The sequence below is a fragment of the Dyadobacter koreensis genome, from assembly GCF_900108855.1.
GTDB classification, from domain to species: domain Bacteria; phylum Bacteroidota; class Bacteroidia; order Cytophagales; family Spirosomataceae; genus Dyadobacter; species Dyadobacter koreensis.
The window spans coordinates 462,048-486,336 of record NZ_FNXY01000002.1 but is presented as its reverse complement, the minus strand read 5'-3'; the positions used below and the strand labels follow the sequence as shown (position 1 = coordinate 486,336).

The 24,289-nt window shown below is 41.0% G+C and carries 20 protein-coding genes; 11 read left to right on the top strand and 9 right to left on the bottom strand.

Going from position 1 to position 24,289, the window contains the following annotated elements; translation table 11 throughout:
- Nucleotides 1-209 precede the first annotated feature (209 nt).
- The 3 genes from BMY70_RS06565 to BMY70_RS06555 form a co-directional block, all read right to left on the bottom strand.
- On the bottom strand, nucleotides 210-1,541 hold the full coding sequence (locus BMY70_RS06565; protein WP_090333628.1) for a GntP family permease: 1,332 nt from the start codon (nucleotides 1,539-1,541) through the stop codon (nucleotides 210-212).
- A gap of 25 nt (nucleotides 1,542-1,566) precedes the next feature.
- Nucleotides 1,567-2,721, bottom strand: coding sequence for an alpha/beta hydrolase family protein (locus BMY70_RS06560; RefSeq protein ID WP_090333625.1), 1,155 nt, complete (start codon nucleotides 2,719-2,721; stop codon nucleotides 1,567-1,569).
- Nucleotides 2,722-2,855: 134 nt separating this feature from the next.
- Nucleotides 2,856-3,731: a diacylglycerol/lipid kinase family protein gene (locus BMY70_RS06555; RefSeq protein WP_090333622.1), complete on the bottom strand. Its 876-nt coding sequence runs from the start codon at nucleotides 3,729-3,731 to the stop codon at nucleotides 2,856-2,858.
- A gap of 45 nt (nucleotides 3,732-3,776) precedes the next feature.
- On the opposite strand from BMY70_RS06555, the gene BMY70_RS06550 reads away from it, so the two are divergent.
- The 8 genes from BMY70_RS06550 (at nucleotide 3,777) to BMY70_RS06515 (ending at nucleotide 14,633) form a co-directional block, all read left to right on the top strand.
- A complete protein-coding gene (locus tag BMY70_RS06550; RefSeq protein ID WP_090333619.1) occupies nucleotides 3,777-4,790 on the top strand; it encodes an App1 family protein phosphatidate phosphatase in 1,014 nt (337 codons plus the stop codon).
- A gap of 4 nt (nucleotides 4,791-4,794) precedes the next feature.
- Nucleotides 4,795-5,955, top strand: coding sequence for a trans-sulfuration enzyme family protein (locus BMY70_RS06545; RefSeq protein WP_090333617.1), 1,161 nt, complete (start codon nucleotides 4,795-4,797; stop codon nucleotides 5,953-5,955).
- Nucleotides 5,956-6,031: 76 nt separating this feature from the next.
- Nucleotides 6,032-6,718, top strand: a complete 687-nt coding sequence (locus BMY70_RS06540) for a response regulator transcription factor (protein ID WP_090333614.1) — start codon at nucleotides 6,032-6,034, stop codon at nucleotides 6,716-6,718.
- Nucleotides 6,719-6,768: 50 nt separating this feature from the next.
- Nucleotides 6,769-8,136, top strand: coding sequence for a sensor histidine kinase (locus tag BMY70_RS06535; protein WP_090333610.1), 1,368 nt, complete (start codon nucleotides 6,769-6,771; stop codon nucleotides 8,134-8,136).
- 81 nt (nucleotides 8,137-8,217) lie between these two features.
- Nucleotides 8,218-9,465 (top strand): TolC family protein, encoded by a 1,248-nt coding sequence (locus BMY70_RS06530; protein ID WP_090333608.1) that lies wholly within the window; start codon nucleotides 8,218-8,220, stop codon nucleotides 9,463-9,465.
- A gap of 33 nt (nucleotides 9,466-9,498) precedes the next feature.
- The gene (locus BMY70_RS06525) at nucleotides 9,499-10,644 is read left to right on the top strand and encodes an efflux RND transporter periplasmic adaptor subunit (RefSeq protein ID WP_090333606.1); all 1,146 of its coding nucleotides are present in this window, start codon (nucleotides 9,499-9,501) and stop codon (nucleotides 10,642-10,644) included.
- Between the two features lie 145 nt (nucleotides 10,645-10,789).
- Nucleotides 10,790-13,891, top strand: coding sequence for an efflux RND transporter permease subunit (locus BMY70_RS06520; RefSeq protein ID WP_090333604.1), 3,102 nt, complete (start codon nucleotides 10,790-10,792; stop codon nucleotides 13,889-13,891).
- A gap of 214 nt (nucleotides 13,892-14,105) precedes the next feature.
- Nucleotides 14,106-14,633, top strand: a complete 528-nt coding sequence (locus BMY70_RS06515) for a hypothetical protein (RefSeq protein ID WP_090333601.1) — start codon at nucleotides 14,106-14,108, stop codon at nucleotides 14,631-14,633.
- Nucleotides 14,634-14,715: 82 nt separating this feature from the next.
- Here the strand turns inward: BMY70_RS06515 and BMY70_RS06510 are convergent, their stop codons facing one another.
- The 4 genes from BMY70_RS06510 to rpoN form a co-directional block, all read right to left on the bottom strand.
- Nucleotides 14,716-16,143, bottom strand: coding sequence for a hybrid sensor histidine kinase/response regulator (locus tag BMY70_RS06510; RefSeq protein WP_090333597.1), 1,428 nt, complete (start codon nucleotides 16,141-16,143; stop codon nucleotides 14,716-14,718).
- A 65-nt stretch (nucleotides 16,144-16,208) separates the two neighbouring features.
- A complete protein-coding gene (locus BMY70_RS06505) occupies nucleotides 16,209-17,705 on the bottom strand; it encodes a PAS domain-containing sensor histidine kinase (protein WP_177196970.1) in 1,497 nt (498 codons plus the stop codon).
- A gap of 4 nt (nucleotides 17,706-17,709) precedes the next feature.
- Nucleotides 17,710-19,161 (bottom strand): sigma-54-dependent transcriptional regulator, encoded by a 1,452-nt coding sequence (locus tag BMY70_RS06500; RefSeq protein ID WP_090333590.1) that lies wholly within the window; start codon nucleotides 19,159-19,161, stop codon nucleotides 17,710-17,712.
- A 22-nt stretch (nucleotides 19,162-19,183) separates the two neighbouring features.
- Nucleotides 19,184-20,635 (bottom strand): RNA polymerase factor sigma-54, encoded by a 1,452-nt coding sequence (gene rpoN / locus BMY70_RS06495; protein ID WP_090333588.1) that lies wholly within the window; start codon nucleotides 20,633-20,635, stop codon nucleotides 19,184-19,186.
- 254 nt (nucleotides 20,636-20,889) lie between these two features.
- On the opposite strand from rpoN, the gene BMY70_RS06490 reads away from it, so the two are divergent.
- Together BMY70_RS06490 and BMY70_RS06485 are read left to right on the top strand one after the other, a co-directional pair.
- Nucleotides 20,890-22,332 (top strand): sensor histidine kinase, encoded by a 1,443-nt coding sequence (locus BMY70_RS06490; RefSeq protein ID WP_090333585.1) that lies wholly within the window; start codon nucleotides 20,890-20,892, stop codon nucleotides 22,330-22,332.
- A 64-nt stretch (nucleotides 22,333-22,396) separates the two neighbouring features.
- Entirely contained in the window at nucleotides 22,397-22,813 is a 417-nt protein-coding gene (locus BMY70_RS06485) for a response regulator (protein ID WP_090333583.1), read from the top strand.
- Here BMY70_RS06485 and BMY70_RS06480 read toward each other — a convergent pair whose 3' ends face one another.
- Both BMY70_RS06480 and BMY70_RS06475 read right to left on the bottom strand, forming a co-directional pair.
- Complete coding sequence (locus BMY70_RS06480; protein WP_090333579.1) at nucleotides 22,814-23,140, bottom strand: hypothetical protein; 327 nt, start codon at nucleotides 23,138-23,140, stop codon at nucleotides 22,814-22,816.
- An 81-nt stretch (nucleotides 23,141-23,221) separates the two neighbouring features.
- Nucleotides 23,222-23,509 carry a YtxH domain-containing protein gene (locus BMY70_RS06475; protein ID WP_090333576.1) on the bottom strand — a complete coding sequence of 96 codons (288 nt, stop codon included), beginning with the start codon at nucleotides 23,507-23,509 and terminating at the stop codon, nucleotides 23,222-23,224.
- A 403-nt stretch (nucleotides 23,510-23,912) separates the two neighbouring features.
- On the opposite strand from BMY70_RS06475, the gene BMY70_RS06470 reads away from it, so the two are divergent.
- On the top strand, nucleotides 23,913-24,281 hold the full coding sequence (locus BMY70_RS06470) for a response regulator (RefSeq protein ID WP_090333570.1): 369 nt from the start codon (nucleotides 23,913-23,915) through the stop codon (nucleotides 24,279-24,281).
- Nucleotides 24,282-24,289 lie beyond the last annotated feature (8 nt).

Below are 24,289 nucleotides of genomic sequence, written 5' to 3'. Positions count from 1 at the left end.
TTTCAGGTGCAGAGCACCGCAATATTTGCAGAATCAATAAAAAAGCAAACGCCAATTTCAGGTGCAGAGCACCGCAATATTTGTAGAATCAATAAAAAAGCAAACACCAGTTTCAGGTGCAGAGCACGGCAATATTTGTAGAATCAATAAATCTAAAATGTCTATTCAAAGGTGCGGCGCACCGTAATAATTTGAACAACCCTGCTATTTCAAGCCAATATAAAATACAACAACACTGTCATTAAAAAACTCACAATTCCCTGCAATCCTGTCAGAATGGTATGCGTCCTGTAAGTATCCTTCGCCGAGATTCCTGTGAACTGCGAAACTACCCAAAACCAGGCATCATTCGTATGCGAAACAATCATCGCTCCACTCCCAGCTGCCATAACCAATAATGTAATTTGTATCGGCGTGACAAAACCCAGCGTCGCAAGTAATGGTGCAATAATACTTGTAGTCAGTACCATTGAAGAAGTTGTTGATCCCTGGGCAGTTTTAAAAAAAGCAGCGATCAGGAATGTTATCATCAACAAAAATATCCCTGACATTTCATTTCTTGTCAGCCATTCGCTAACCATCTCTTTAAGGGAGGTTTCTTTCAAAATAGCGCCAAACGCTCCGCCGGCGCCAACCAGTACAAGTGTGGTACCGCAATGTTCAATTCCGCTTTTGAAACACAACATCATTTTCTCAGCCGATTTTTCAGGAAAAAGCGAGTAGCTGAAAAATATTGCAAGTAGAAATGAAACCAGTGGACTGCCCAGGAAACTTATCCATTGCAAAAGGCTTTCCGGAAAATGTAAAATTTTCGCAAAGGACGCGAGCGTTATCAATAAAATGGGAAGAAGAATAGGCATGAAAGCTTTCCAGGCAGGAGGTAGTTTTTTATCATAGGCCGAAATAGGTTTCACGGTAAAATCCTCATTAATCTGAACATCCTTTGCATACTTTCCAGCGAACCAGGTTGAAAGGAATAAACTCGGGATCGATACGATCAGGCCTATCAGAATCACTAATCCTACCGAATCCGCGATACCCAGATTTCCCGCGGCAGAAAGCGGACCTGGCGTTGGCGGCACAAGTGTATGCGTTGCAAACAAACCTCCGGAAAGAGAAAGTGCAATAACGGCGAGCGGTTTGTTAGTCCGCGCGGCAACAATCTGATTGAGTTTATGCAAAATGATATAACCCGAATCGCAGAAAACAGGTATACCGACAACCGCTCCGATAACGGACATGGCAAAGGCCGGATGTTTTTCTCCAAACAATTTTAAAATTACATCTGCCACTTTTATCGCCGCGCCTGACTGATCCAGAATTGCGCCAATCACACAACCCAGTATCACCATCAAACCGATTTTAGACATTAATTCTCCAAAACCCTTCCCGATCGTTTCCGCCAGTTTATCAATGGGTAATCCGGCAAAAATCCCCACGCCCAAAGCGGCGAGCAGCAAGCCGGTGAGTGGGTGCATTTTTAAAACTGTCGAACTTAAAACAATGAATACAATGGCAAGAAAAACAATCAGGATAATCATATAAAAGTGAAAAGGCTGATAATCGTTATAATAGTTTTAAAACCGCCTCGTCACCCATCACAGCATTCTTGGGCCGTGGATGTTCTGTATCAAATACTGCCAGATCCTTTTGTTCCAACACTTTTGAAGGGCCTTCATCAATATTTCCCTGTGCGTCCGAAACCGCCCGGATATTCAGATTCAAGTGTTTTGCCATAAACGCGTACATCGCTTTCCGTTTGTTCGGTCCGTAATCATGTTTTTCATCGGGCAAGTGTACATTCTCTACAAGATTTTGCTTTCCATAAAGTGCATAAATTTTCTGCATAAATGGAAATTCAACTTTCGGAGTATTCTTTGTCCAGTCGTCTCCGTCAGAAGTTAGCAGCATAGGCCGAGGAGCAGTAAGCGCAGCGATCTCAACATTATTAGTTTGGTAATCCCCTTTCTTGTGAATGGGCATTCCGCTCTCACAAACGCAGCCGCCAAAAAAATGAGCGGATACCATGACAGTCGGTGCAGTAACTTTAACACGCTGATCAAGTGCGGCAAGCAAAAAAGTTTGAGTTCCCCCACCCGACTCACCGGTCACCGCAATACGTTGAGGATCAACACCAGGAATTGATAAAAGGAAATCGACACCTCGCATTGCATTGATCGTTTGAAGTTTTAGTGCCTTAGAAAATTTATGTTCCGTCTGTTTCGAGTCCCCTTGTCCGGCCATATCCAAAACGAACACCACAGCCCCCATCCTGGCCAAGGTTGCACAACGTTTTTGAGTTTGTTCGCGAAAACGGCCATGAGGATTTTCTCCGTGCCCGTGCGGGCACAATATCCCGGCATAAGATTTTTGCTTTTTTACCGGCCGATATAAATTTCCTGTAACATAAATCCCTGGCAGACTTTCGAAGGCTACATTTTCGATCGTGTATCCATCCATCACTCTTTTGCTATGAATGATCGGTGCGGAATTCGGCTTGGCCGGAACAGTCTCCAGCCCCATTCCTTCCCGGATCTGAGCCTTGATTTTCTTCGATCTTCCTTCCCATTCTTCCTTGTTTGCCGGCATGTGGCTATCAAGAAATGCTCTGCCCTGTGCTTCTGTAAAATAAGGCCCCTGGCAAAGTTCGGGCTGCTGGGCAAAAGCGTTTATTCCGAATGTTACAGCAGAAATTAATAAAATCGTATGAACTGTTTTCATTTTTCAGGTATCATCAAATTGCAAACTATCCTGAAAAGACGTTTTATCAGCTTGACTACTGATAGGCATCAAAGTAATTACAGATTTATTCAATGCACGTCATCTGCGATTAATTACTAAAAGCAAGTGCAAAATCAAGGAACAGCAATTCTGACGAAACCTTTTAAAATAGAAGCATTTAACTCCCTTACTTCGCCCTTATATTCGCCGTCAACCTGGAAATAAACCTCACGGTCCAGACATTCTATTTTTGCATTTTCAACTGAAAGTACTTCCATGACATCATGATCAAACGAAGCATTTCCCGTCAGGAATTTCGCAGTTTCGATAAAGTCAATTCTTTTAGCAATAACGATTTCAAAAAGCCCGTCAGACATATCGCCAAACGGATTGATGCTAATCCCGGTACCGTATTTTTTGGCATTCGCAATAATAACAACCAGAGCTTCCGTTTCAAGCGTTGCACTTTCAGTGGTTATACGTACACGAAAATTTTCGTGTTCATTCAATGTCTTAAACATTTCCAGCGCATATCCCAGCTTCCCGCGTATATCCCCATTCTCATAGTTTTTCACCAATAGCGCATTCAGTCCGATGTCACTGAGATGCAAACTAATTTCATCATTGATCCTTACCGCATCGACATGAATGGATTGATCTCCAAAGGCAACTTCTATCGCTTCGTCTAAATCGGACGACAGACCAAAATCCGCTGACAAACCGTTGGCGGAGCCAGCCGGGATAATTCCAAAAACAATGTCAGTGCCGGTTACTGCCTCCGCAGCCATTGATATCGTCCCATCACCCCCCGCAACCAGAATGCGGTCAGGGCACAAGTTTTTTACAAGATTTCTTATCTCGCCAAGATCATTAACCCCAGTTGTGGAAAATATGCTCAAAACATAATCATCCTCCTCCGCCTTTGCGGCCACTTTTAACAAAATCTCCTCTTTGTCCTTGTCACCGGATATAGGATTTACAACTAACAAAACCTTTCGTTCTGAAAACATATTGTCTAATTTAGGCACTTCAAGTGCATAAGGTAAAGGTAAGATATGAAAAGATGCGACTTAAAATTATACCGGGGATACGCAAATAAAAACGAATTAGTTGTTTTTGGACACGTAGTTGAAAAATACCCGGAAGGTGATCACAAATATACCCGAAAAGGTTTTAGGTATGCACGGACAATCCTTCAGCTTTTCTCAATAAAAACCATACCAAATTTAAGGGTTGTTCTGAGAGTTGGTTCGGTTGTTGCGGAGACACAAACCATGGAAGATGGTTATTTCCGCTTTCAGATCCCTTTTCATGAACCGATGACAGGTGGCTGGCACCCGTATGAAGTCAGTGTTGACGACCAGGTTGACCGTCATAAATATCAAATAACCAGACAGGAAGAATTTTTCATACCCTACGAAAGTTCCTACGGCATCATATCCGATATTGATGACACATTTTTGATATCGCATAGCCGCAGATCGTTTAAAAAATTGTTTGTGCTGCTGGCAAAAAATGTCCAGGCCAGAAAACCTTTTGACGACGTAGTCAAACATTATCAGCTGTTGTCACTAGCAAGCCGGACAAATCCGGTGCATCCTGCCAATATTTTCTTTTATGTATCTAGCAGTGAGTGGAATTTATACGATATGATCATCCGCTTCGCAGAGCTGAACGGACTGCCAAAAGCAGTTTTGAAATTAAAAAAAATTAAATCCGGGCTCGATGATTTTATCATGACCGGTTCAGGCTCGCACGATCACAAGTTTCGTAAAATCCAGAACATTATTGAATTTTACCCGGAGTTACAATTCATACTACTCGGTGACGACTCTCAAAAAGACCCGGTAATCTATGAAGAAATCTGCCAAATGTTTGCAGCTAATATCAGAGCTGTTTACATTCGCCAAACCCGAAAAAGGAGTAAATCTGACACAACGATACTTTTAAAGAAAATTCAGGACATGGGTATTGACACTTGTTACTTCTCACACAGCAACAAAGCCATTATTCATTCGCTTGAAACGGGTATCGTATTTAAACAACCAACTGAAAATAATTTAACCTAAGTAAATGGATATTTCCTACATTCTGAACGAGCTTGGAGAAGATCGCAGTCAATATTTCAATGCGGTTTCTCCTCCGATCGTACAGACTAGTAATTTCGCATTCGACACTTTTGAGGAGTTACGTAATGCTTTTGCCAACGAAGAATCTGCGTTTTTATATTCAAGAGGTAAAAATCCCACAGTAGATATTTTAAGTAAAAAACTTGCTGCACTGGATGGAGCAGAAGATGCGCTCGTTTTTAACAGCGGCGCCTCGGCAATTTATTGCTCGATCATGGCGAATGTCAAATCAGGTGATCACATCATCTCGATCAAAAAACCATACAGCTGGGCAACAAGACTTTTTGATAACGTACTGACCCGTTTCGGTGTAGAAACCACTTACATCGACGGCACTAAAATTGAAAATTTCCATGAAGCGATCCGGCCAGAAACGAAGATCATTTATCTTGAAACACCTAATACGCTGACTTACGAAATCCAGGATCTGGCAGCTGTTTCTCAATTGGCAAAAAGTCTTGACATCATTACCATTGTTGATAATAGTTATTGCACTCCGATCTATCAGAAACCACACGATTTTGGAATTGATCTTAGTTTGCAATCCGGAACAAAATACCTGGGCGGCCATAGCGATGTGCTTGCGGGAGTACTCACCGGTTCCAAGGAAATGCTAAAAAAAATATTTAACGAACAATTGCTGAATACCGGTTCAGGAATTTCTCCTTTCAATGCCTGGTTGATTCTGAGAGGACTTCGAACCTTGCCGATGCGTCTCGAACATATCTCAAAATCTACCTTAAAAGTTATTGATTATCTCAAGAAACATCCTAAAATTGAAAAACTGATTTTTCCTTTTGATGAGAATTTCCCTCAATTAGAACTGGCTCGCAAGCAAATGAAGGGCGCATGCGGGCTGTTCACCATCATAATCAAAGCAACTTCGCATCATCAGATCGAGCGATTTACTTATTCTCTAAAACATTTCCTTGTCGCTGTTTCCTGGGGTGGCCACGAGTCATTGATTTTGCCACAGGCAGGCGGACTTTCACCGGAAGATTTCGACCCAACTATTGAACGACACCGTATGGTCCGTATTTATATCGGCTTTGAAGACCCGGAGTATTTGATCAGCGACTTTGAACAGGCATTGGAAGTCTTATAAACTGGTTATGGCATTTCTGAATAGTTTTGCTGTAAATTGTATCTGTTATATTAAATGAAACGACCTGACCAAATACATGAAAAATATACTCATTGTCGAAGATGACAGGCGTATCGCTCAGAACATTTACCGGGGTTTACACGCTGAAAACTTTGAAGCAGAAATTGCATACGACGGTATCACTGGTAAAAACCTGGCACTGAGCAAAAAGTTTGATCTGATTTTGCTGGATGTAAATCTTCCTGGTCTGAAAGGATATGACGTTTGTCAGCAGATCCGGGTCTACAAACCTTCACTGCCCATTATCATGTTGACAGCTTACGGAGAAGTGGAAGATAAGGTGGAAGGATTGAACAAAGGAGCAAATGATTATATTGTTAAGCCGTTTGATTTCAGAGAATTGATGGCGCGTATCCATGCGGCTCTACGTGTTTCTGAACTGAATAATCCTGAGACAGAATCGCAGGTACTCCGTATTGCCGACCTTGAACTTAACATTGGTACGAAAGAAGTTATCCGTGCCGGAAAATCAATTGAATTAACTGCGAAGGAGTTCGCCTTATTGGAATATTTTCTGTTACACCGAGGTCGTGTCGTTTCCAAAATGGATTTAGCTGAGCATGTATGGCATCTGAATTTTGATCCTGGAACCAATGTCGTCGAGGTCTATATCAACTATCTGCGCAAAAAAATTGATAAAGATTTTTCAACAAAACTGATTCATACGCGGCCCGGATTAGGCTATATTATGAAAGAAGAATAAGCCGGTTTTTCAGGTTATTTCAAAATACTGTTACTTAAAAATTACTTTTTGTGAAAATAAAAGACAGGATTGCGCTGCAATTTACCTTGATGGTGGCGGTTATCTTACTGCTTTTTTCTATCGCGGTTTATAGTGTTTCTGCACGATATCGTCAGGAAGAATTTTACGACCGTCTGAAAAGTAAAGCGCAAACGACTTGCCGTCTTTTAGTGAAAGTAAAAGGGATCGACAAAGATCTTTTACGGACAATCGACATGAACACGCTTACCGAGATGTTCGATGAAAAAGTCCTTATTTTTAACACAAAAGACGAATTGGTTTATTCCAGCGTTGACGACAAACTGATCACGTATCACAAAGAGTTATTAGGGCAGGTTCGGCAAAATAAGGAAATGGAGTTTTTGCAGGATCAGAGTGAAACAATCGGTTTGCTTTATCAGGAAGGTGATGAACCGCTTGTAGTGCTTGCCTCTGCTTATGACAAATTCGGACGAAGCAAATTAGAGAATCTACTGCAGACTTTGGCCTGGGGACTGGTTGGCGGAATCGGGCTGACAGTTGCTCTCGGCGTTTATTTCGCCAGTAATTCTTTAAAACCCATCAGCGCGATTAACCATCAGGTATCGCAGATCACGGCCAATAATCTTGAACAAAAACTGGACGAAGGAAACCGGAAAGATGAAATTGCGCAACTAGCGATCAATTTTAACACCGTTTTGGATCGGTTAAACAAGGCTTTTGTACAGCAAAAAAGTTTTGTTTCTCACGCCTCCCATGAACTTCGAACGCCGCTTGCGGCCTTGAAATCAGAAATACAGCTGGGCCAGCGTTTTGCCAAAAACAATCCTGATCTCGAAGAAGTTTTCGAAAACCTTTTTTCGGATACCGAGCGGCTGATCAGCATCACCAATAACCTGCTTTTTCTTGCGCGGTCCATCGAGAATATGGGTAATAATAAATTTACCTCCGTTCGGGTAGAAGATCTGGCTTTCATGGCCAAGGAAGAAATCCTTTCCTCTTCTCCGAACTATAAAATCCTCATTGACTATATTACAATACCTGAAAATGAGAATGATACAATTATCGAAGGGAATGAGGAATTACTAAAAAGAGTGCTACTCAATCTGATTGATAACGCTTGCAAATATTCCTCGAACCACACGGCCAGAGTTTTATTTGAAACAAACGACACCGATTGCACGATAAGAATAGCAGACGAAGGGATCGGTATCAGTAGGCAGGATATCCCCTATCTGTTTGATCCCTTTTACCGTGCTTCCCATACGAGCAACGTCCCTGGTTTTGGTATTGGCTTATCGATTTGCCAGCGTATTATTGAGCTGCATCATGGTAGCATCTCGGTACAAAGCGAGCTTGAAAAAGGAAGTGAATTCAAGGTTACATTAAAGCACATTTAGCATTCTAATTTTTTTCTAAGGTTATTTTAAGCCTCCTGTAATACTGGCTACCGTATATCGCATCTTTCTAACCATGCGTTTATGCGAACCTACGTCACCGGACTGCTGCTTTTATTATCCTTGAGTTTGCGCGCCCAGGATACCCTGCGGCTTAATATACGGCAAGCAGATAGTATTTTTTTACAACACAACCTCCAGCTCTTAGCTGAAAAGTATCAGATTGATATTTCCAAATCACAAGAAATTCAGGACAAGCTCTGGGCAAATCCGACACTCGGTGTTGAGATCAGTGCTTACAATCCCTCCCGCGGATTTCTGGATGTCGGCCGTCAGGGACAAAAAGCGATTACGATCCAGCAGCTGATCACAAGAGCCGGAAAAAGAAATAAACGTGTTGCGCTGGATGTAGAATCGACCCGAAAAAGTGAATTTCAGTTTTACGATCTTATCAGAACTTTGAAATTCGAACTTCGTGAAATTTTCTTTGAGTCCTATTTTCTGAACCAGACTATCGCGTTGTACGATACACAGATTGCCACGTTGAACACAACAGTATCTGCTTTTGATAAAGAATATGATCGGAAGAATATTTCGTTAAAAGAAGTAGTCAGACTTAAAGCGTTGCTTTTCCAGCTTACCAACGACCGGGCTGATATCCTCTTCGAACTGGCAGAAAACCAGCGTGACCTAAAAACACTATTAAATTCTGAAGTCCCAATTAAATCCATCGTAGACAGCAGCGATATAAACCGGTATCAGCTCAAAAATTACAACCTCAGTTTATTGAAGGATCGCGCACTACAGAGTCGCTCAGACTTAAAAGTTGTTCAGTCCGAGACAAAACAATCGGAATTAAATTATACCCTGCAAAAAGCACTTGCCGTACCAGACATTCAGATTGGAGGAATTTATGACCAGTCAAGTAACTATGTCAGCAACTATTTTGGACTGAACGTTTCTATTGATCTTCCATTTTTTAATAGAAATCAAGGAAATATCAGAGCCGCAAAAAGTAATGTCAGCTACTTCAAAACGCTGGAAACGGCAAAACAAAGCAGTATTAGCAATGAAGTAAATGCTGCACTGCAAAAAGTTTTCGTCGCAGAAAAAGCTTACAAAAGCGTTGAAAACCATTTCACAGACCAGTTTGAATTACTGAGCAAAGGCTTTTACGACAACTTCCAAAAGCGAAATATCACCCTTCTGGAATTCATTGACTTTATCGAAACCTACAACGAAAGCATTAAGGAATTTAACCGGTTACAGGCTGACCGGATTAAGGTATATGAAGAGCTGAATTTTGTAGTCGGCGAGGAGCTCTTTAATTAATCAAAACGAAATTCATTTCTTACATACATCCGGATGAAAGCTGAAACAAAGCAATTCGATTTATTATTTTACGGTAACAGGCCAGGTGCAGCAAAGCGTTTTTTCTACCTATGTTCACTTGCGTTCGTGAGTTTTTGGCTGTCTTCTTGCACTAAAACGGAAGAAAAACAGGAAGAAGCAAAAGCATTTATGCTTTCGGATACGATGATGAGCAGAATAACGCTCGATACAGTGAAGACAGAAACTGTCAAAAATGAGTTAACACTTGTTGGAAAGGTGGTTCCTGACGAAAATCAAATCATAAAAATATTTCCGCTCGTGGGCGGGAATGTCGAAGATGTAAATGTCGAATTAGGTGATAATGTTAAAAAAGGACAAAAGCTGGCAACCATCCGTTCAGGCGAAGTCGCAGATTTTGAGCGACAACTGATTCAGGCCCAGTCAGATCTTTTGATCGCCCAGAAAAATCTTTCTTCAACAGAAGATCTTTACGAAAGTAAGCTGGTTCCGGAAAGAGACGCAATAACAGCCCGGCAAATGGTGGATAAGGCGCAAGCGGAAGTGAACCGCGTCAAGGAAATCTTTTCTATCTACGGGTTAGGAAAATCTACAAACTATACCGTCAAATCTCCTATCAACGGTTTCATTATTTCTAAAAATGTAAACCGCGGCATGCAGCTTCGTTCGGATAATTCCGAAAGCCTGTTTACGGTAGGACAAATCGCTGATGTCTGGGTTATGGCGAACGTTAATGAGAGTGATATTCCGCGAATAAAACTTGGAATGTCTGCTAATGTTCAGACTATCAGCTTTCCGGATGAAATATTTAAAGGCAAGGTTGATAAAATATACAATGTCCTTGACCCCGAATCGAAGGCAATGCAGATCCGTATCCAGCTCCAGAATGTCGGTTTTAAATTAAAACCGGAAATGCATGCAACGGTAAATCTGAACTTCGATGAAGGCGGACAAATGAACGCGATCCCATCTCAATCGATCATTTTTGACCGTAGTAAAAATTGGGTGATGGTATTCCACAGCAGGTCGAAAATTGAAACCCGCCCCGTCGAAGTTTACCGCACATTGGCCAATCGGGCATATATCAAAAGCGGCCTTAAGGACGGAGAAAGAGTAATATCAAAAAACCAGCTGCTCGTTTACGACGCGCTGAATGATTGAGAGAATGAAAGAATTTTGAATGACCGTATAAATAGCAAAAAAGCATCGTCCAGTATTCCGTCACTCAATAATCCTCTCATTCCGCCATTCTCTCACTCCGCAGCGGCGGACCGTCATCATTCTATCATTCCAAATTCATTTGATCATGAATAAATTTATCAGGGGAATTGTTGGTTTTTCCCTTAAAAACCGGTTCTTCATTTTCTTTATGACAGCCTTGCTGATCATTGCAGGTGTGATGAGTTATAAGGAAACACCCCTTGAAGCTTTCCCGGATGTTACAAATACTCAGATTATTATCGTCACGCAATGGAATGGTCGGAGCGCCGAAGAGATTGAACGTTTCGTGACTGTGCCTATTGAAGTCGCAATGAACTCTGTGCAGCAGAAAACAAACGTGCGAAGTACAACGATGTTCGGACTTAGCATCATCAAGATCATTTTTGACGACACCGTTGAGGACTTTTTCGCCAGGCAGCAAGTCAATAATTTATTAAGGAATATTTCACTGCCGGAAGGTGTCGAACCTGACGTTCAACCGCCATACGGACCAACCGGAGAGATTTTCCGCTTTACGTTAAAAAGTGCTGATCGCGACAGCCGCGAGTTATTGACACTTCACAACTGGGTTATTGACCGCCAGCTGAGAAGTATTCCAGGAGTAGCAGATGTTGTTGCTTTCGGGGGGCGCCAGAAGATATATGAAGTACAGGTTAACCCGACCAAACTTGTAAAATACAATATCACACCGCTGGAAGTCTATCAGGCCGTAACGAAAAGTAATGTGAACGTAGGGGGTGACGTAATCGAAAAAAATGGGCAGGCTTATGTAGTTCGCGGGATCGGGCTATTAAATTCTATTCCTGATATTGAGAACATTATAGTCGAATATGTAAAGGATTATCCCGTTTTAGTGAAAGACGTGGCAGCGGTGAAAGAGTCAGACATGCCTCGTGTCGGACAAGTTGGACTGGATGGAAATGACGATGTAATCGAAGGTATCGTAGTTCAGCGCAAGGGAGAAAATCCAAGTGAAGTTCTGGCAAGAATAAAAGATAAGGTTGAAGAGCTGAACACCAAAATTCTTCCTCCAGACGTCAAAATGGTAACTTTTTATGACCGCGACAATTTGATTGAATTTTGCGCACACACCGTAAAACATAACCTGATCGAAGGAATTGTTTTCGTGACCGTTATTGTCTTTTTGTTTATGGCGGACTGGCGAACCACCATTATCGTGTCCATTATTATTCCACTTGCCTTGTTGTTCGCCTTTATGTGCCTTAAACTGAAAGGGATGTCAGCAAACCTGCTGTCGATGGGAGCAATAGATTTCGGGATTATTATTGACGGTGCCGTCGTGATGGTCGAAGGGATTTTTGTAACACTGGATCACCTTGCGCATAAAAACGGCATGGAGCGTTATAACAAACTATCTAAACTTGGGCTCATAAAGAAAACCGGCGGGGAATTGGGAAAAGCGATTTTCTTCTCAAAACTGATCATCATCACAGCGCTTATCCCGATTTTCAGCTTTCAGAAAGTTGAAGGAAAAATGTTTACCCCGCTGGCCTATACGCTGGGTTTCGCTTTGCTGGGAGCATTGGTTTATACGCTGACCCTGGTACCGGTTTTATGCTCATTCCTTTTAAATAAAAATGTAAGAGAGAAAAGTAATCCGATTGTAAGATTTTTTGATCGCAGCGTAAGTAATGGTTTTGAATGGTGTTATGCCAGAAAAAAAATCAGTGTGGTTTTTGCTCTCGTTTTTCTGACCGTCAGTTTATTTTCCGCAAAATTTCTGGGGACTGAGTTTTTACCGACATTGAACGAAGGCGCGTTATGGGTGGAAGCCAAACTTCCAATGAGCAGCTCGCTTACGGAAACGATTAAAATGGTGCATATTCTTCGCGCAAAACTAAATGAATTCCCGGAAGTTAACGGGGTGTTATCCCAGACCGGCCGATCAAATGACGGAACTGACCCATCAGGTTTTTACTACGTTCAGATGCAGGTAAATTTAAAACCAAAAGATGAATGGAAACGGAAGATCACACAGGATGAGCTGATCGAAGAAATGGATACCAAGCTAAAACAATTTCAAGGTATCAATTATAATTACTCACAGCCGATTATTGACAACGTCGCAGAAGCGGTTGCGGGGATGAATGCAAGTAATGCAGTAAAGATTTATGGCGACGATCTGGAAACCTTGAATACAAAAGCAAACGAGGTTCTGGAAGCGATCAAAGACGTTCCCGGGATTAAAGATGTCGGGATTTTGAGAAATATCGGACAGCCCGAAATCAGTGTTATTCTGCATGACCACAAAATGGCGCAATATGGTGTAAGTACCGCTGATGTGCAAGCCGTAATCGAGATGGCTATCGGTGGTAAAACAGCTTCGATTTTATACGAAGGAGAGCGCAAATTTGATATCCGTCTGCGTTATGAACAGCAATATCGCCGGGATGTCAATGACATTCAACAGTTAATGGTACCCACTTTGACAGGAGGGAAAATTCCATTGAAAGAAATTTCTTCCATTCGTACTGTGACCGGGCCGGCCTTTGTTTACCGCGATAATAACAAACGATTTATAGGTGTAAAATTCTCAGTCCGGGAACGTGATTTGGGAAGCACAATCGCTGATGCCCAGAGCCGTGTTAAGCCTTTGTTGAAAACATTACCAAAGGGATATTCGATCAACTGGTCAGGTGAATTTGAAAATCAGGTTCGCGCTACGGCCCGCCTCGGCCAAGTGGTTCCTATTAGTTTGATCGGTATTTTCATCCTGCTTTTTATTATGTTCAGCAATGCAAAAGATGCCGGTTTGGTATTGGTCAATGTGCCCTTTGCTTTGATCGGCGGCATTCTGGCGCTGCATGTAACGCATATGAACTTCGGCATTTCAGCCGGTGTAGGGTTTATTGCACTTTTCGGATTATGCGTCCAGAACGGTGTGATTCTGATTTCTGTCTTTAATAACAATCTTTCAGCCCGGATGCCGCTGGACGAAGCAATCCGGGAAGGTGTTAAATCACGGATCCGGCCAGTTGTCATGACAGCACTTATGGCAGCGATCGGGCTCCTTCCAGCTGCAACGTCAACGGGAATTGGATCTGAAACACAAAAACCACTTGCGATCGTTGTGATTGGAGGCTTAATTACTGCAACCATTCTGACTTTATTAATCTTCCCGATTATCTATGGTTTCTTCAATAGGAAGAAAAGAATAACTGTTTAAATTATTCTCAAACCCTCCATATCCCAGCTTCAATCCGGTTTGAAGCTGGGATTTTGTATATACCGGTTACTAGACAAAACCTGCCATCTCGCAGACAAATACGGCAAGCCTGTCGATCGCTTCTTTCGTCGATTAAACGCAGCTTAAATACTCCTGTCTTACCATCATAAGAGCACAGAAAGTGCCGGATTTTAAACTTTAAACAACAGAAACCATGAAAAAGATAATGTTCTCAATAATCGTGTTACTAAGTCTTTCAGCAGCTCAGGAATCCAATGCTCAAATCAGTTTAAGTATCAATATCGGCAGTCAGCCAGCATGGGGCCCCACCGGTTATAACCACGTTGATTTCTATTATCTGCCGGATATCAATGCTTATTATGATGTGACAAGAGCGCAGTATGTTTATCAAAATGGAGCTCAGTGGGTGTATGTATCTTCGCTTCCGTCACGTTATCGCAATTATGACATTTACAATTCCTATAAAGTTGTTGTAAACGAGCCAAGACCGTTTTTGCATAATAATATTCATATTTCTCAGTATGCTCGATACAAAGGAAATCACAACCAGCAGATTATTCGTGACAGCAGAGATCAGCGATATTATCAGAGCGCCGGCCACCCGAAATACCAGGTAACAAAGGATCGTAACCGTGGATATGTAAAAGGGAATGACAGAAACGACCATTATGGCCGAAATGATAATTCGAGAAACGACAATAAAGGATACCGCAGAAACTAAGTAAAACGAAACCCCGGAGCATATAGCAATTCCGGGGTTTCGTCTTATATTTTGTTTGATTAAATCTTCTCAGGCCGGTTTATTATTTTCCTGAAAAACTGATCGTAAAAGTCGTCCCTACTCCTTCTTCCGACTGCACATCAATCCGTCCGTGATGTGTGTGGAGAATGTTCAACGTTGTAGCTAATCCAAGACCCATACCATTTTTCTTACCTGTAAAATAAGGCTCGAATATTTTGTCCATATTCTCTTCGCTGATCCCCGAGCCGTTATCCGCGAAAATGACCTGCAATGCGTCAGCCTGCAAACGTGTTGTAATTCGAAGTACACCGGTATCCTCGGCCATTGCTTCGATAGCGTTTGTGATCAGGTTCAAAAATGCCATGTGCAGAGAAACTGAATCCAAAGGAATAGCAAAATCCTCCTCTGCAAAAACCTTAACAATCTGAATTCTTTTCAGCTGAACCCGGTCATAAGCTGTGGCAATCGCTTCGTCAAGCACTTGATGAATTGATTGATCAACAAGATTAACGTCCGTCGAACTGGATGGTTGCAATAATTGCGTGATCAGATCATTGATCCGCGTACAGTTTCGTTTTATAATCTGGGTGTAGAATTTCTGATCTTCATCAACCAATTCCATTTCCAGCTGTTCAGCCGAAAGATTTACATTGGTCAGTGGATTCCGGACTTCGTGCGCGAGCATACGCACAAGACGGCTCGTTACAGCAAGTTTCTCAGAAAACAGACGTTCTCTTTCAGACTGCTTTCTCGCCGTAATATCGTGTAGCCGCCCCTGGACGTAAGGGTTGTCTTCATCCATTTCCATCGAAGCGGAGAAAACACAATATTTTTTCTCCCCATCATTTGTTACCAGCCTAACCTCAAAATCTTGAATAGATCTTTCCTGAATTCCTTCCCAAACCGTCCCAAAAAGTGGATCATCCACCATTTCAAGGATATTCTTACTTTTCAGTTCTTTGGGTAAATAACCGGTCAAGGTACATGCGGAAGTATTAAAATCGGTGATCACTCCTTCAAGATCACTGATAAAAAGGAAGTCATTTGATTCTTCAAAAACGCGTCTGTAACGCCTTTCGCTATGGCGTAACGCCTTTAAAACCGAGGTGCGTTCCAATGCATAACGGATCGTACGCTCCAGCTTTTCTGAGTCAAGCTCATTTTTTATGAGATAATCAGCCGCGCCAAGCCTCAATGCTTCGACAGCAACTTTCGTATCTCCCTTACCTGTTAAAAGGATAATTGGCTCTTCGCATTCAAGTGTACATGCTTCTTCGATCAGATCGATACCGTTACGTTCACCAAGCAAATAGTCAAAGAAGTAAAGATCAAATTTCTTGTTCTGAATATTATGAATTGCCTCTTTATAGGTAGAGCACCAGGTAATATCGAATTTCCAGTTGATAAGATCCTTAAAATATTCTCTGGTTAGAAAATAGTCATCCTCGTCATCATCAACCAGAAGTACGCTTATTACTTTACTGTTCATTATAATACAATTGAAACCTAAATATCTAAAATGAAGTGGTGGGTTAATAATGAAATATATCCCGATTAATTCTGGTTTACTGGAAGAATAATTTCGAAAACAGCTCCCTGATCAGGAATTCCATATGCTTCGATTATTCCATGATGCCCTTCGACTACCTTTTTGCATACAGAAAGCCCTATACCAGCACCTTCATACTCGGAACGGCCACGTAATCTTTGAAAAATTGTAAAGATCCGGGACGCATTTTCGTTTGAAAATCCAATCCCATTATCCTTTACCGTAATTTTTATATACTGCTGATTTCCAACTAATTTTCTCTTTATAACTTCCGTTTCCGGGACATCAGACAATTTAATTGAAATTACCGGATCAACATTCTGCTTTGTAAATTTTAATGAATTTGAGATCAGGTTCAGAAAAAGTTGCGACAGCTGAGTTTGATTTCCATCAATAACGGGCATCTTGTCTACTTCGATTTTCGCTTTGCTATTTTGAATTGACACTTCCAAATCACTCAGTGTCACTTTAAGAACTTCGTTAAGATCTGTTGGTTCAAATAATTTTGAAGTACTTGTGACACGGGAAAATTCAAGCAAATTATTGATCATATTCTGCATGCGGCGGGAGGAACTTAAAATTCTGTCAAGATATAAGTGGTTTTCCTCATCCAGACTGTCTTTCGACCTGGTATCGAGCCGTTCGCCAAACGATACGATTTTACGTAATGGCTCCTGCAAATCATGAGAAGCAACATAGGCAAACTGTTCAAGATCTGCATTAGAAGTATTCAGATCACTCACTTTCTGTTCCAGCTCACGTTGAATTTCCCGAAGCATGGAAACATTAAAAGCCGTCCCGACAGATATCGGATGTCCTGTAATCTCATCGATTGTATTGTGCCCCTTAACGTACAAATGTTTTTCCTCCCCATCCTCGGCAATGATTCTGAATTCGAGAACATAAGTATCAGTGTATGACAAGATATTTCTCAATTTTCCGGTGATCATTTCCAGGTCATCCGGATGAATATTTTTCTTGAAAGTACTGCTATCCAGTTTTGATAACGGCAGATCTTCCGACCGGTAACCCATTAATTTGTACATACCCTCGGTCCACTCAAATTGAGAAGTTTTGAGATCCCATATCCAGCTGCCAAATTCCATTGTCTCTTCCGCTTCCGCGGATAACTTTTGAAAATGTGACAGTTTAACTTCATGCTGTTTCTCAACAGAAATGTCGTTCAGGGTATATAAAAAAAGGCCGCCAAGAGAAGACTTGGTAATTCTGCACCAAACTCCTGATTTCTCAAACTTAAAATCAAGGCTTCCGGAAACGTCTAATGTATTAAGATTTATATGCTCACCAAAAATTGATCTTTGCGTGAGTCCGGTTGATTCAGTTATTCCCGTCAGCTTTTGAGCAGTTGGATTTATAAAAACGCAGCTCATATTTCCGGAGTCAATGTCACCTTTGCCAGATGGCACACAGCAGACAATGAATCCGGTTGTTGATGCGTTTAAAATCTCCTCAAATGAAAAAAGGCATAATTGATTTTCCAATTTCTTAAATATCAAATTGCTTCATTTTGTTATACAACGTTTTACGATCGATGTTCAATAAACGTGCTGCTTTGCTCTTATTAAAATTAACGTCTCGTAAAACCTGCATAATCATATCATACTCAGCTTCGTTTGCGACTGTTTTCAAACTTGGCTTGGAATCTTCGGTGTCAGCAACCTCCTGAGATGCAGGCGCAGCCACGACAGGTGCCGATATTTCTTCGTCAAGGTCTTTCAATTTGCTATAATTGACGATCTCAAAAGGAAGTGATTTCTCCTCGATAAGCTCTCCGTCCGACAATAATGTTGCACGTTTGATCACGTTTTTGAGCTCACGCAAATTTCCAGGCCATGAATAATTTACAAAATCCTTCATAACCTCGTCTGAGAATCCTTTCACATTTTTTCCCAATTCACCATTTGTCGTTTCCAGGAAAGTGGTTGCAAAAAGTAAAAGATCATCTTTACGGTTTCTTAATGCAGGAACTTCAATCGTGAACTCATTGAAACGGTAGTACAGATCTTCTCTGAATTTTCCGTTTCTGGCAGCATCCAGAAGTCTTTCATTACTGGCTACAATAATCCTTACATCAAGATCTATCTCCTTTGAACCGCCAATCCGACGCATTTTGCGCTCCTGGACTACACGCAATAATGCAACCTGGATTTCGTAAGACAAATTTGAAACTTCATCCAAAAACAAAGTTCCGCCGTTTGCCATTTCGAAATGTCCGATTTTGGTTTGAAGCGCGCCTGTAAACGATCCTTTCTCATGCCCAAAAAGTTCACTTCCGGCAAGTTCTTTCGAGATGGCTCCGCAGTCCATCGCCACAAAAGGCATATCTCTTCTGCGCGATCGGTTATGGATTTCATGTGCAATCGCCTCCTTGCCTGACCCGCTCTCTCCGTAAATAATCACGCTGAAATTAGTCGGTGCGACAAGGTCAACCTGACGAAACAAATTGTCTGCGATTTCACTCTGCCCCATCACATATCCCGCCTTCATCTTGTGGGTAGTTTTGCGACCTGGCTTCGTAACAGTAGCAGTTTCGGTATTACCGGCAACATATTCAGTTTCCCCAGATTTTTCTGATTCTGCATCAGCCAAAGCCTTTTTAACCGTAACAAGAATTTCGTCTGGAAAAAGCGGTTTTGTGATGTAATCATAAGCGCCGAGTTTCATTACATTAACAGCGACCTTGATATCAGAGTAGCCGGTAATGATCAATACAGGAACATGAGGACGTTTTGATTTAATAGCATTAAGCAATTCGGTTCCCGTGATGTCTCCCAGGCGGAAGTCGGTCATAACCAGGTCAGGCTCAAAAGATTCTATTAACTCCAACCCATCTTTTCCCGTCTGAGCTGTTTCGACAATGAAATCGTTCTTCGATAAAAATCTTTTTAAAAGGAAGCAAATATCCGCTTCGTCATCAACCACTACTATTTTTTTCATGTGGAATAAAGTGCTTTCTTAATTAAATTGTAACCCGCAGTCGAGCGGTTGGAATATTTAATTGCTCTCTGTATTTGGCAACCGTACGACGCGCAACTGAATATCCTTTTTCCGATAACAGATCTGTAATCTGCTGATCATTGAATGGATGTCTTTTATCCTCCGCTGCCGTAATTTCCCTGATAGCTTCCTGAATTTCCCGGTTTGAAACTTCGGTTCCGTCTTCGTTGGTCACGCCTTCGGTAAACAGATCCTTTAATAAAACAATACCAAAAGGAGTCTGTACGTATTTATTTGTCGTGACGCGTGACACGGTTGAAATGTCCATATCAATAATTTCCGCCACATCTTTCAGGATCATCGGACGTAATTTCTTGATATCTCCGGTTTGAAAATAATCGTATTGAAGTTTCACAATGGCGCGCAATGTGCTTAACATCGTGTTTTCACGTTGCTTGATCGCATCGATGAACCACTTCGCAGAATTCATTTTATTTTTCAAAAACTGATTTGTCGCCTTATCAATTTTCTGCTCAGCCATTTGTGTGAACAGTTTATTCAGTCGCAAAGCAGGACTATTTCCCCAGGTGAGCTGCACCTCAATTTCGCCATCTTCGACGTAACGAAGCATAAAATCCGGTTTGATACTTTCGTTTACAAGACTATCATTGCGGAGCCCTGATGCAGGTTTAGGGTTGAGTGTGGTAATGAGCTGAATAGCTTTTTTCAAACACTCTTCGTCGATTGATAAAACACGCATTATTTTATCATAATTCCGCGAACCTAACTCATCAAACGTATCAGAAACAATCTTGTAAGCCCAGCCCCAGCATTCGTCCTGGTTTTCTATACGTTGCAATTGGATCAGCAAACATTCTCTCAGATCTTTGGCTGCAATTCCCGGAGGATCAAGCTGCTGAATCACGCGAAGCATCAATTCAACCTCTTCGGTATCGATAAACATGCTGTTGGCAAAAGATATATCGTCAGCGATAACTTCGCTCTCGCGCCTCAAAAATCCATCTTCGTCAAGTGAATCGAGGATAAAATCGGCTACCAGCTGTTGTCTTTCGTCTAGTCTTAAAAAATGAACCTGCTGCTTCAGATCGTCACGGAAGGATATAGACTCCACCATTGGACGAGTATATAGCTCATTATCAGCAGATTGATTATTGGCATATGTTTTATAATCAGGGATATCATCGTCTCTGAACTCATCCCAATCCTGATAATCCTGAACGGTAGGATAATCCTCTTCTCCTGATCCGGACGTATCGTCCGCATCTTGAAATTCATCAACCGTATCTTCAGATGTTGTTTCCTCTTTTCCCTCTTCAAGTACAGGGTTTTCCTCCAATTCTTCTTTAATTCTTTGTTCAAGCTCCATCGTGGTCAAATGCAGCAGATTAAGCATTTGAATTTGAAGGGGAGAATATTTAAGGGTTTGTCGTTGCGTCTGCGTTTGTCTTTGCATAGAGCAATTATTCTAATTTTAAAAGTTCTCTTTAATGATATCGTTTGAAACTGAAACCTGTATATTCCGGACGACACCGGAACCTCACATCAAAAGGGCCACTCTCGTTGACTTATTGCATACATCTTTTAAATTTACTACACTTTATCCTAACTTACTTAACCTTAATCAGCAAAGTGCAAATATTGCGTACATATTTCCACACACTGAGTATATTAATTCGGAATGTAGATTTTTCACACAAAGCCTAATTTATGAAACTGTCTACATACACGCTTCTTCGCCGAAGTCTTAGTGAACAACAATTATCGCTTATTACAAGGTTTCTTTTTGGCACTTCTCTGGTACTAATCATTGCACTTTCATATAGTTACAATGAAATTAATCAGGAACTGGTCAATTACTCAGAAAAAGTCAATCAGACACAGCATGTAATCAGCGGACTTAACAAGCTATCTTCTGCTATATATGAAACAACTTACCATGCTGATTCCTATATTTTTTTAAAAGATACCGTTTATATAAACAAAACTCTTGCCGCAATAAAAGTTGTACCTGAGATCACAAAAAAAATAGATTCTCTGATTAAGGACGATGGTGCACAGCGTAAGCGCCTTAATTTTCTTAAAGAACATGCTGGCAAATTCTGTGATTACAGCGAACGCCTCTCACGGCCAGCGACTTTGATTAATCCGGGAGCCGTAAACGCACTCTATAAACGAAAAAACGAAGAGATTGCTTCGATGATCAAACTAATCGGTGAAATGAATAAACTGGAAGATCAGCTGATGTACACGCGTCTCCAAAGCCGCGACAATTATATGCAGCAGGTTTACCGCTACAACTGGATTATTATGCTTGTTGCCGTAGTTTTTCTTTCCTCTGCGTTCGTGCTGTTAGACCGGGAATTGCGAAGAAATAAGTTCTACCGGGTTGATCTCGAAAACAAGATTGAGAACCTGAATCGCTCTAACAGTGAGCTGGAACAATTTGCCTATGTTGCATCACATGACCTGCAGGAACCGCTGCGAAAAATAAGATCTTTTTCCGACAGGCTTGTGGCAAAATATAAATCTGAGCTTTCGGGCGAGGTATTTCAGATGCTGGAAAAAATAGATAACTCAGCCCAGCGGATGCAAAATCTGATCAGTGATTTACTGTCTTTTTCACGAATTGTAAAAACGGGCACCGAAGCTAAAATCATCAACTTAAATACATGTCTTTCCGAAGCGAAGTCTAATCTTTCCGAAGTGATCATGGAAAATAAAGCTTCCATCCATAGCGAATCACTTCCCTCGGTGGAGGGATATAATTCGCAAATTGTTCAGTTATTTCAAAATTTGCTATCCAATTCTATAAAATATCGTCATGAGAATGTCAGACCTGTTATCCGGATTACGCACAGACTTGTAGACGGAGAAATAATTCCTGGCGTAAAACCTTCTCATCAGGATATCCAGTTTCACCAGATAAAATTTGCAGATAATGGAATCGGTTTCAAAAAAGAATTTGCAGACAAGATTTTTATTATTTTTAAAAGGCTGCATGCGAGAAATGAATTTGCAGGAACGGGTATCGGACTGGCAATCTGCAAAAGAGTAGTGTCGAATCATAACGGATATATTTTCGCTGAAAGTACGGAAGGCGAAGGGTCGAATTTTTATATATATTTGCCGACAGAATCCATGCTGACCTGACTAACCTGAAATTGTCATAATGTTTGAAATTAATTTCCCTGGCGTTACATTCTGATTATCCCTCATGAATAACGGACAAATTTTGATGGCCGACGATGATGCGGATGATCGTTTCCTTGTGCAGGCTGCCTTTGAAGATAATGACCTGATCAATAGAATTGTCTTTTTCGAAGACGGAGAGCAATTACTTGAATACTATATCGCAGAAGAAAATCAAGATGCACCTAATCTGATTTTCCTGGATCTTAATATGCCAAAAAGGGACGGAAGAGAGGTGCTGAGAGTGATCAGAAAAAATACAAAGTGGGATGATGTGCCGATCATAATTTTCAGCACATCCAATGCTCCTGATGATGTTGTAGCTTCTTATCAGCTTGGAGCAAACTGTTATATTGTGAAACCTTCCAGTTATGAGGAACTAAAAGATCTCGTGCTAAACGTACACAAGTTTTGGTTACAGCCAAAAGCTATCTCCTGCTAGTTAGAGATTGACAGTAGACTTCTGGGCCATAACTTTATCTTCGGTTTCTTCCGTGGCATTTTTAATCCATTTCAAACCCTTCAGTAAAATCTCCCTGCCTTCTTCAACACCATGCTTCAGAATTACTTTTTCCACGATAATCGGCGCCAGAAAATTGAAGGGAACGGGTAGTCTTTTCAATGCGGTTTTAGCAAGCATTGCTCCCATACCAAGTTCAACACCTTTCCCTGCAACGCCGCCGGGAGCAGATACAGACAACAGATCTTTTGTGTAAGACGCAGCTGAAAGAATTGAGTGCTCAGCTTTTCCAATCGTTTTATTTTTCATGATTTTATTTAGTTTAGATTTTTATCCAGGCAACATGAATGTCACCCGGATAAATGGTCTTTGTTGTGCTATTCAGCTGAATTAGTTATATCTGCTCACCTCATCGGCAGCGTCGTCCGCAAGTTCTTCTGCTTTATCTATAAGGTCATCTTTATATCGCTGGCCTTTATTTTTTAACTCTTCTGCAGAGCTAACTGCTTTTTCTTTGCTTTTTTCAAGAGCCTCTATTAACTCGCTTGCAAGGCTATTTGTTTTTTTCTTGATCTTCTTTCTTGTCTGTGTTCCTTCTTCAGGAGCGAAAAGCATTCCTATCACTGCACCTGCCGCTGCTGCGGTCACTATTCCCCAAAAAACTTTACCGTTTATCATGACAATGAATTTTAAATGATAATAAATTTTAAATTATATTTTCTCTATACTTAAAAACTTGTTCCGCAAAAAATCTCAAATAAAAACCTTCACATAAACAACTGGTTATCAACTATTTATTTTTAAAAATATAACAATTCAAAGATAAAATTGACCACAAAACGCAGTTATTCAAAATTATTACTACACAAAGTTGGAACAGGTTTCTACACTATGGGTAACCTTACAACTTGGCTTGCCTTTTGAAAAATGTTTTGCGCTTCTAATCTCTTTTTAATGGCAAGATTATTGTTAAAACAAATTGTAATTCTGTTGAATACACTTGGAAAATAAGCTTTTTGTAAAATCTGTCCACAACTCAACACTTTCCTAAGTTACATATTATAGATTAAGAATTCTGACCATGAAAATTGTAATTATTGAGGATGAAAAAGATTTGGGGATATTGATGCGTAATTTTCTGGTTAAACAGCTTAACGTAAAAACTCCTGACACGGTCAGGATCGCTACTACACTTACTGAAGGAAAGGCCTATATTAATCAATTAAACCCGGAATGGGTCTTCATTGACAACAATTTACCAGACGGAAAAGGCATCAATGAAATTGAGCACATCAAAAAGTCAGGTGATGAATACAACAGAAAGGTGGTAATGATGAGCGCCATGACCAATCTTCGGGAAGAGGCTCTAAAAAAAGGAGCGGATTATTTCCTGGATAAGCCGATCAGTTTTGTCGAAGTAAAGAATCTTTTCAACTCTCAGGAGGGCTGATTTTTTAA

Coding starts and splice junctions, on each gene's coding strand:
- BMY70_RS06565 (WP_090333628.1), bottom strand. CDS start 1,541: ATGATTATCCTGATTGTTTTTCTTGCCATTGTATTCATTGTTTTAAGT.
- BMY70_RS06560 (WP_090333625.1), bottom strand. CDS start 2,721: ATGAAAACAGTTCATACGATTTTATTAATTTCTGCTGTAACATTCGGA.
- BMY70_RS06555 (WP_090333622.1), bottom strand. CDS start 3,731: ATGTTTTCAGAACGAAAGGTTTTGTTAGTTGTAAATCCTATATCCGGT.
- BMY70_RS06550 (WP_090333619.1), top strand. CDS start 3,777: ATGAAAAGATGCGACTTAAAATTATACCGGGGATACGCAAATAAAAAC.
- BMY70_RS06545 (WP_090333617.1), top strand. CDS start 4,795: ATGGATATTTCCTACATTCTGAACGAGCTTGGAGAAGATCGCAGTCAA.
- BMY70_RS06540 (WP_090333614.1), top strand. CDS start 6,032: ATGAAAAATATACTCATTGTCGAAGATGACAGGCGTATCGCTCAGAAC.
- BMY70_RS06530 (WP_090333608.1), top strand. CDS start 8,218: ATGCGAACCTACGTCACCGGACTGCTGCTTTTATTATCCTTGAGTTTG.
- BMY70_RS06525 (WP_090333606.1), top strand. CDS start 9,499: ATGAAAGCTGAAACAAAGCAATTCGATTTATTATTTTACGGTAACAGG.
- BMY70_RS06520 (WP_090333604.1), top strand. CDS start 10,790: ATGAATAAATTTATCAGGGGAATTGTTGGTTTTTCCCTTAAAAACCGG.
- BMY70_RS06515 (WP_090333601.1), top strand. CDS start 14,106: ATGAAAAAGATAATGTTCTCAATAATCGTGTTACTAAGTCTTTCAGCA.
- BMY70_RS06510 (WP_090333597.1), bottom strand. CDS start 16,143: ATGAACAGTAAAGTAATAAGCGTACTTCTGGTTGATGATGACGAGGAT.
- BMY70_RS06500 (WP_090333590.1), bottom strand. CDS start 19,161: ATGAAAAAAATAGTAGTGGTTGATGACGAAGCGGATATTTGCTTCCTT.
- rpoN (WP_090333588.1), bottom strand. CDS start 20,635: ATGCAAAGACAAACGCAGACGCAACGACAAACCCTTAAATATTCTCCC.
- BMY70_RS06490 (WP_090333585.1), top strand. CDS start 20,890: ATGAAACTGTCTACATACACGCTTCTTCGCCGAAGTCTTAGTGAACAA.
- BMY70_RS06485 (WP_090333583.1), top strand. CDS start 22,397: ATGAATAACGGACAAATTTTGATGGCCGACGATGATGCGGATGATCGT.
- BMY70_RS06480 (WP_090333579.1), bottom strand. CDS start 23,140: ATGAAAAATAAAACGATTGGAAAAGCTGAGCACTCAATTCTTTCAGCT.
- BMY70_RS06475 (WP_090333576.1), bottom strand. CDS start 23,509: ATGATAAACGGTAAAGTTTTTTGGGGAATAGTGACCGCAGCAGCGGCA.
- BMY70_RS06470 (WP_090333570.1), top strand. CDS start 23,913: ATGAAAATTGTAATTATTGAGGATGAAAAAGATTTGGGGATATTGATG.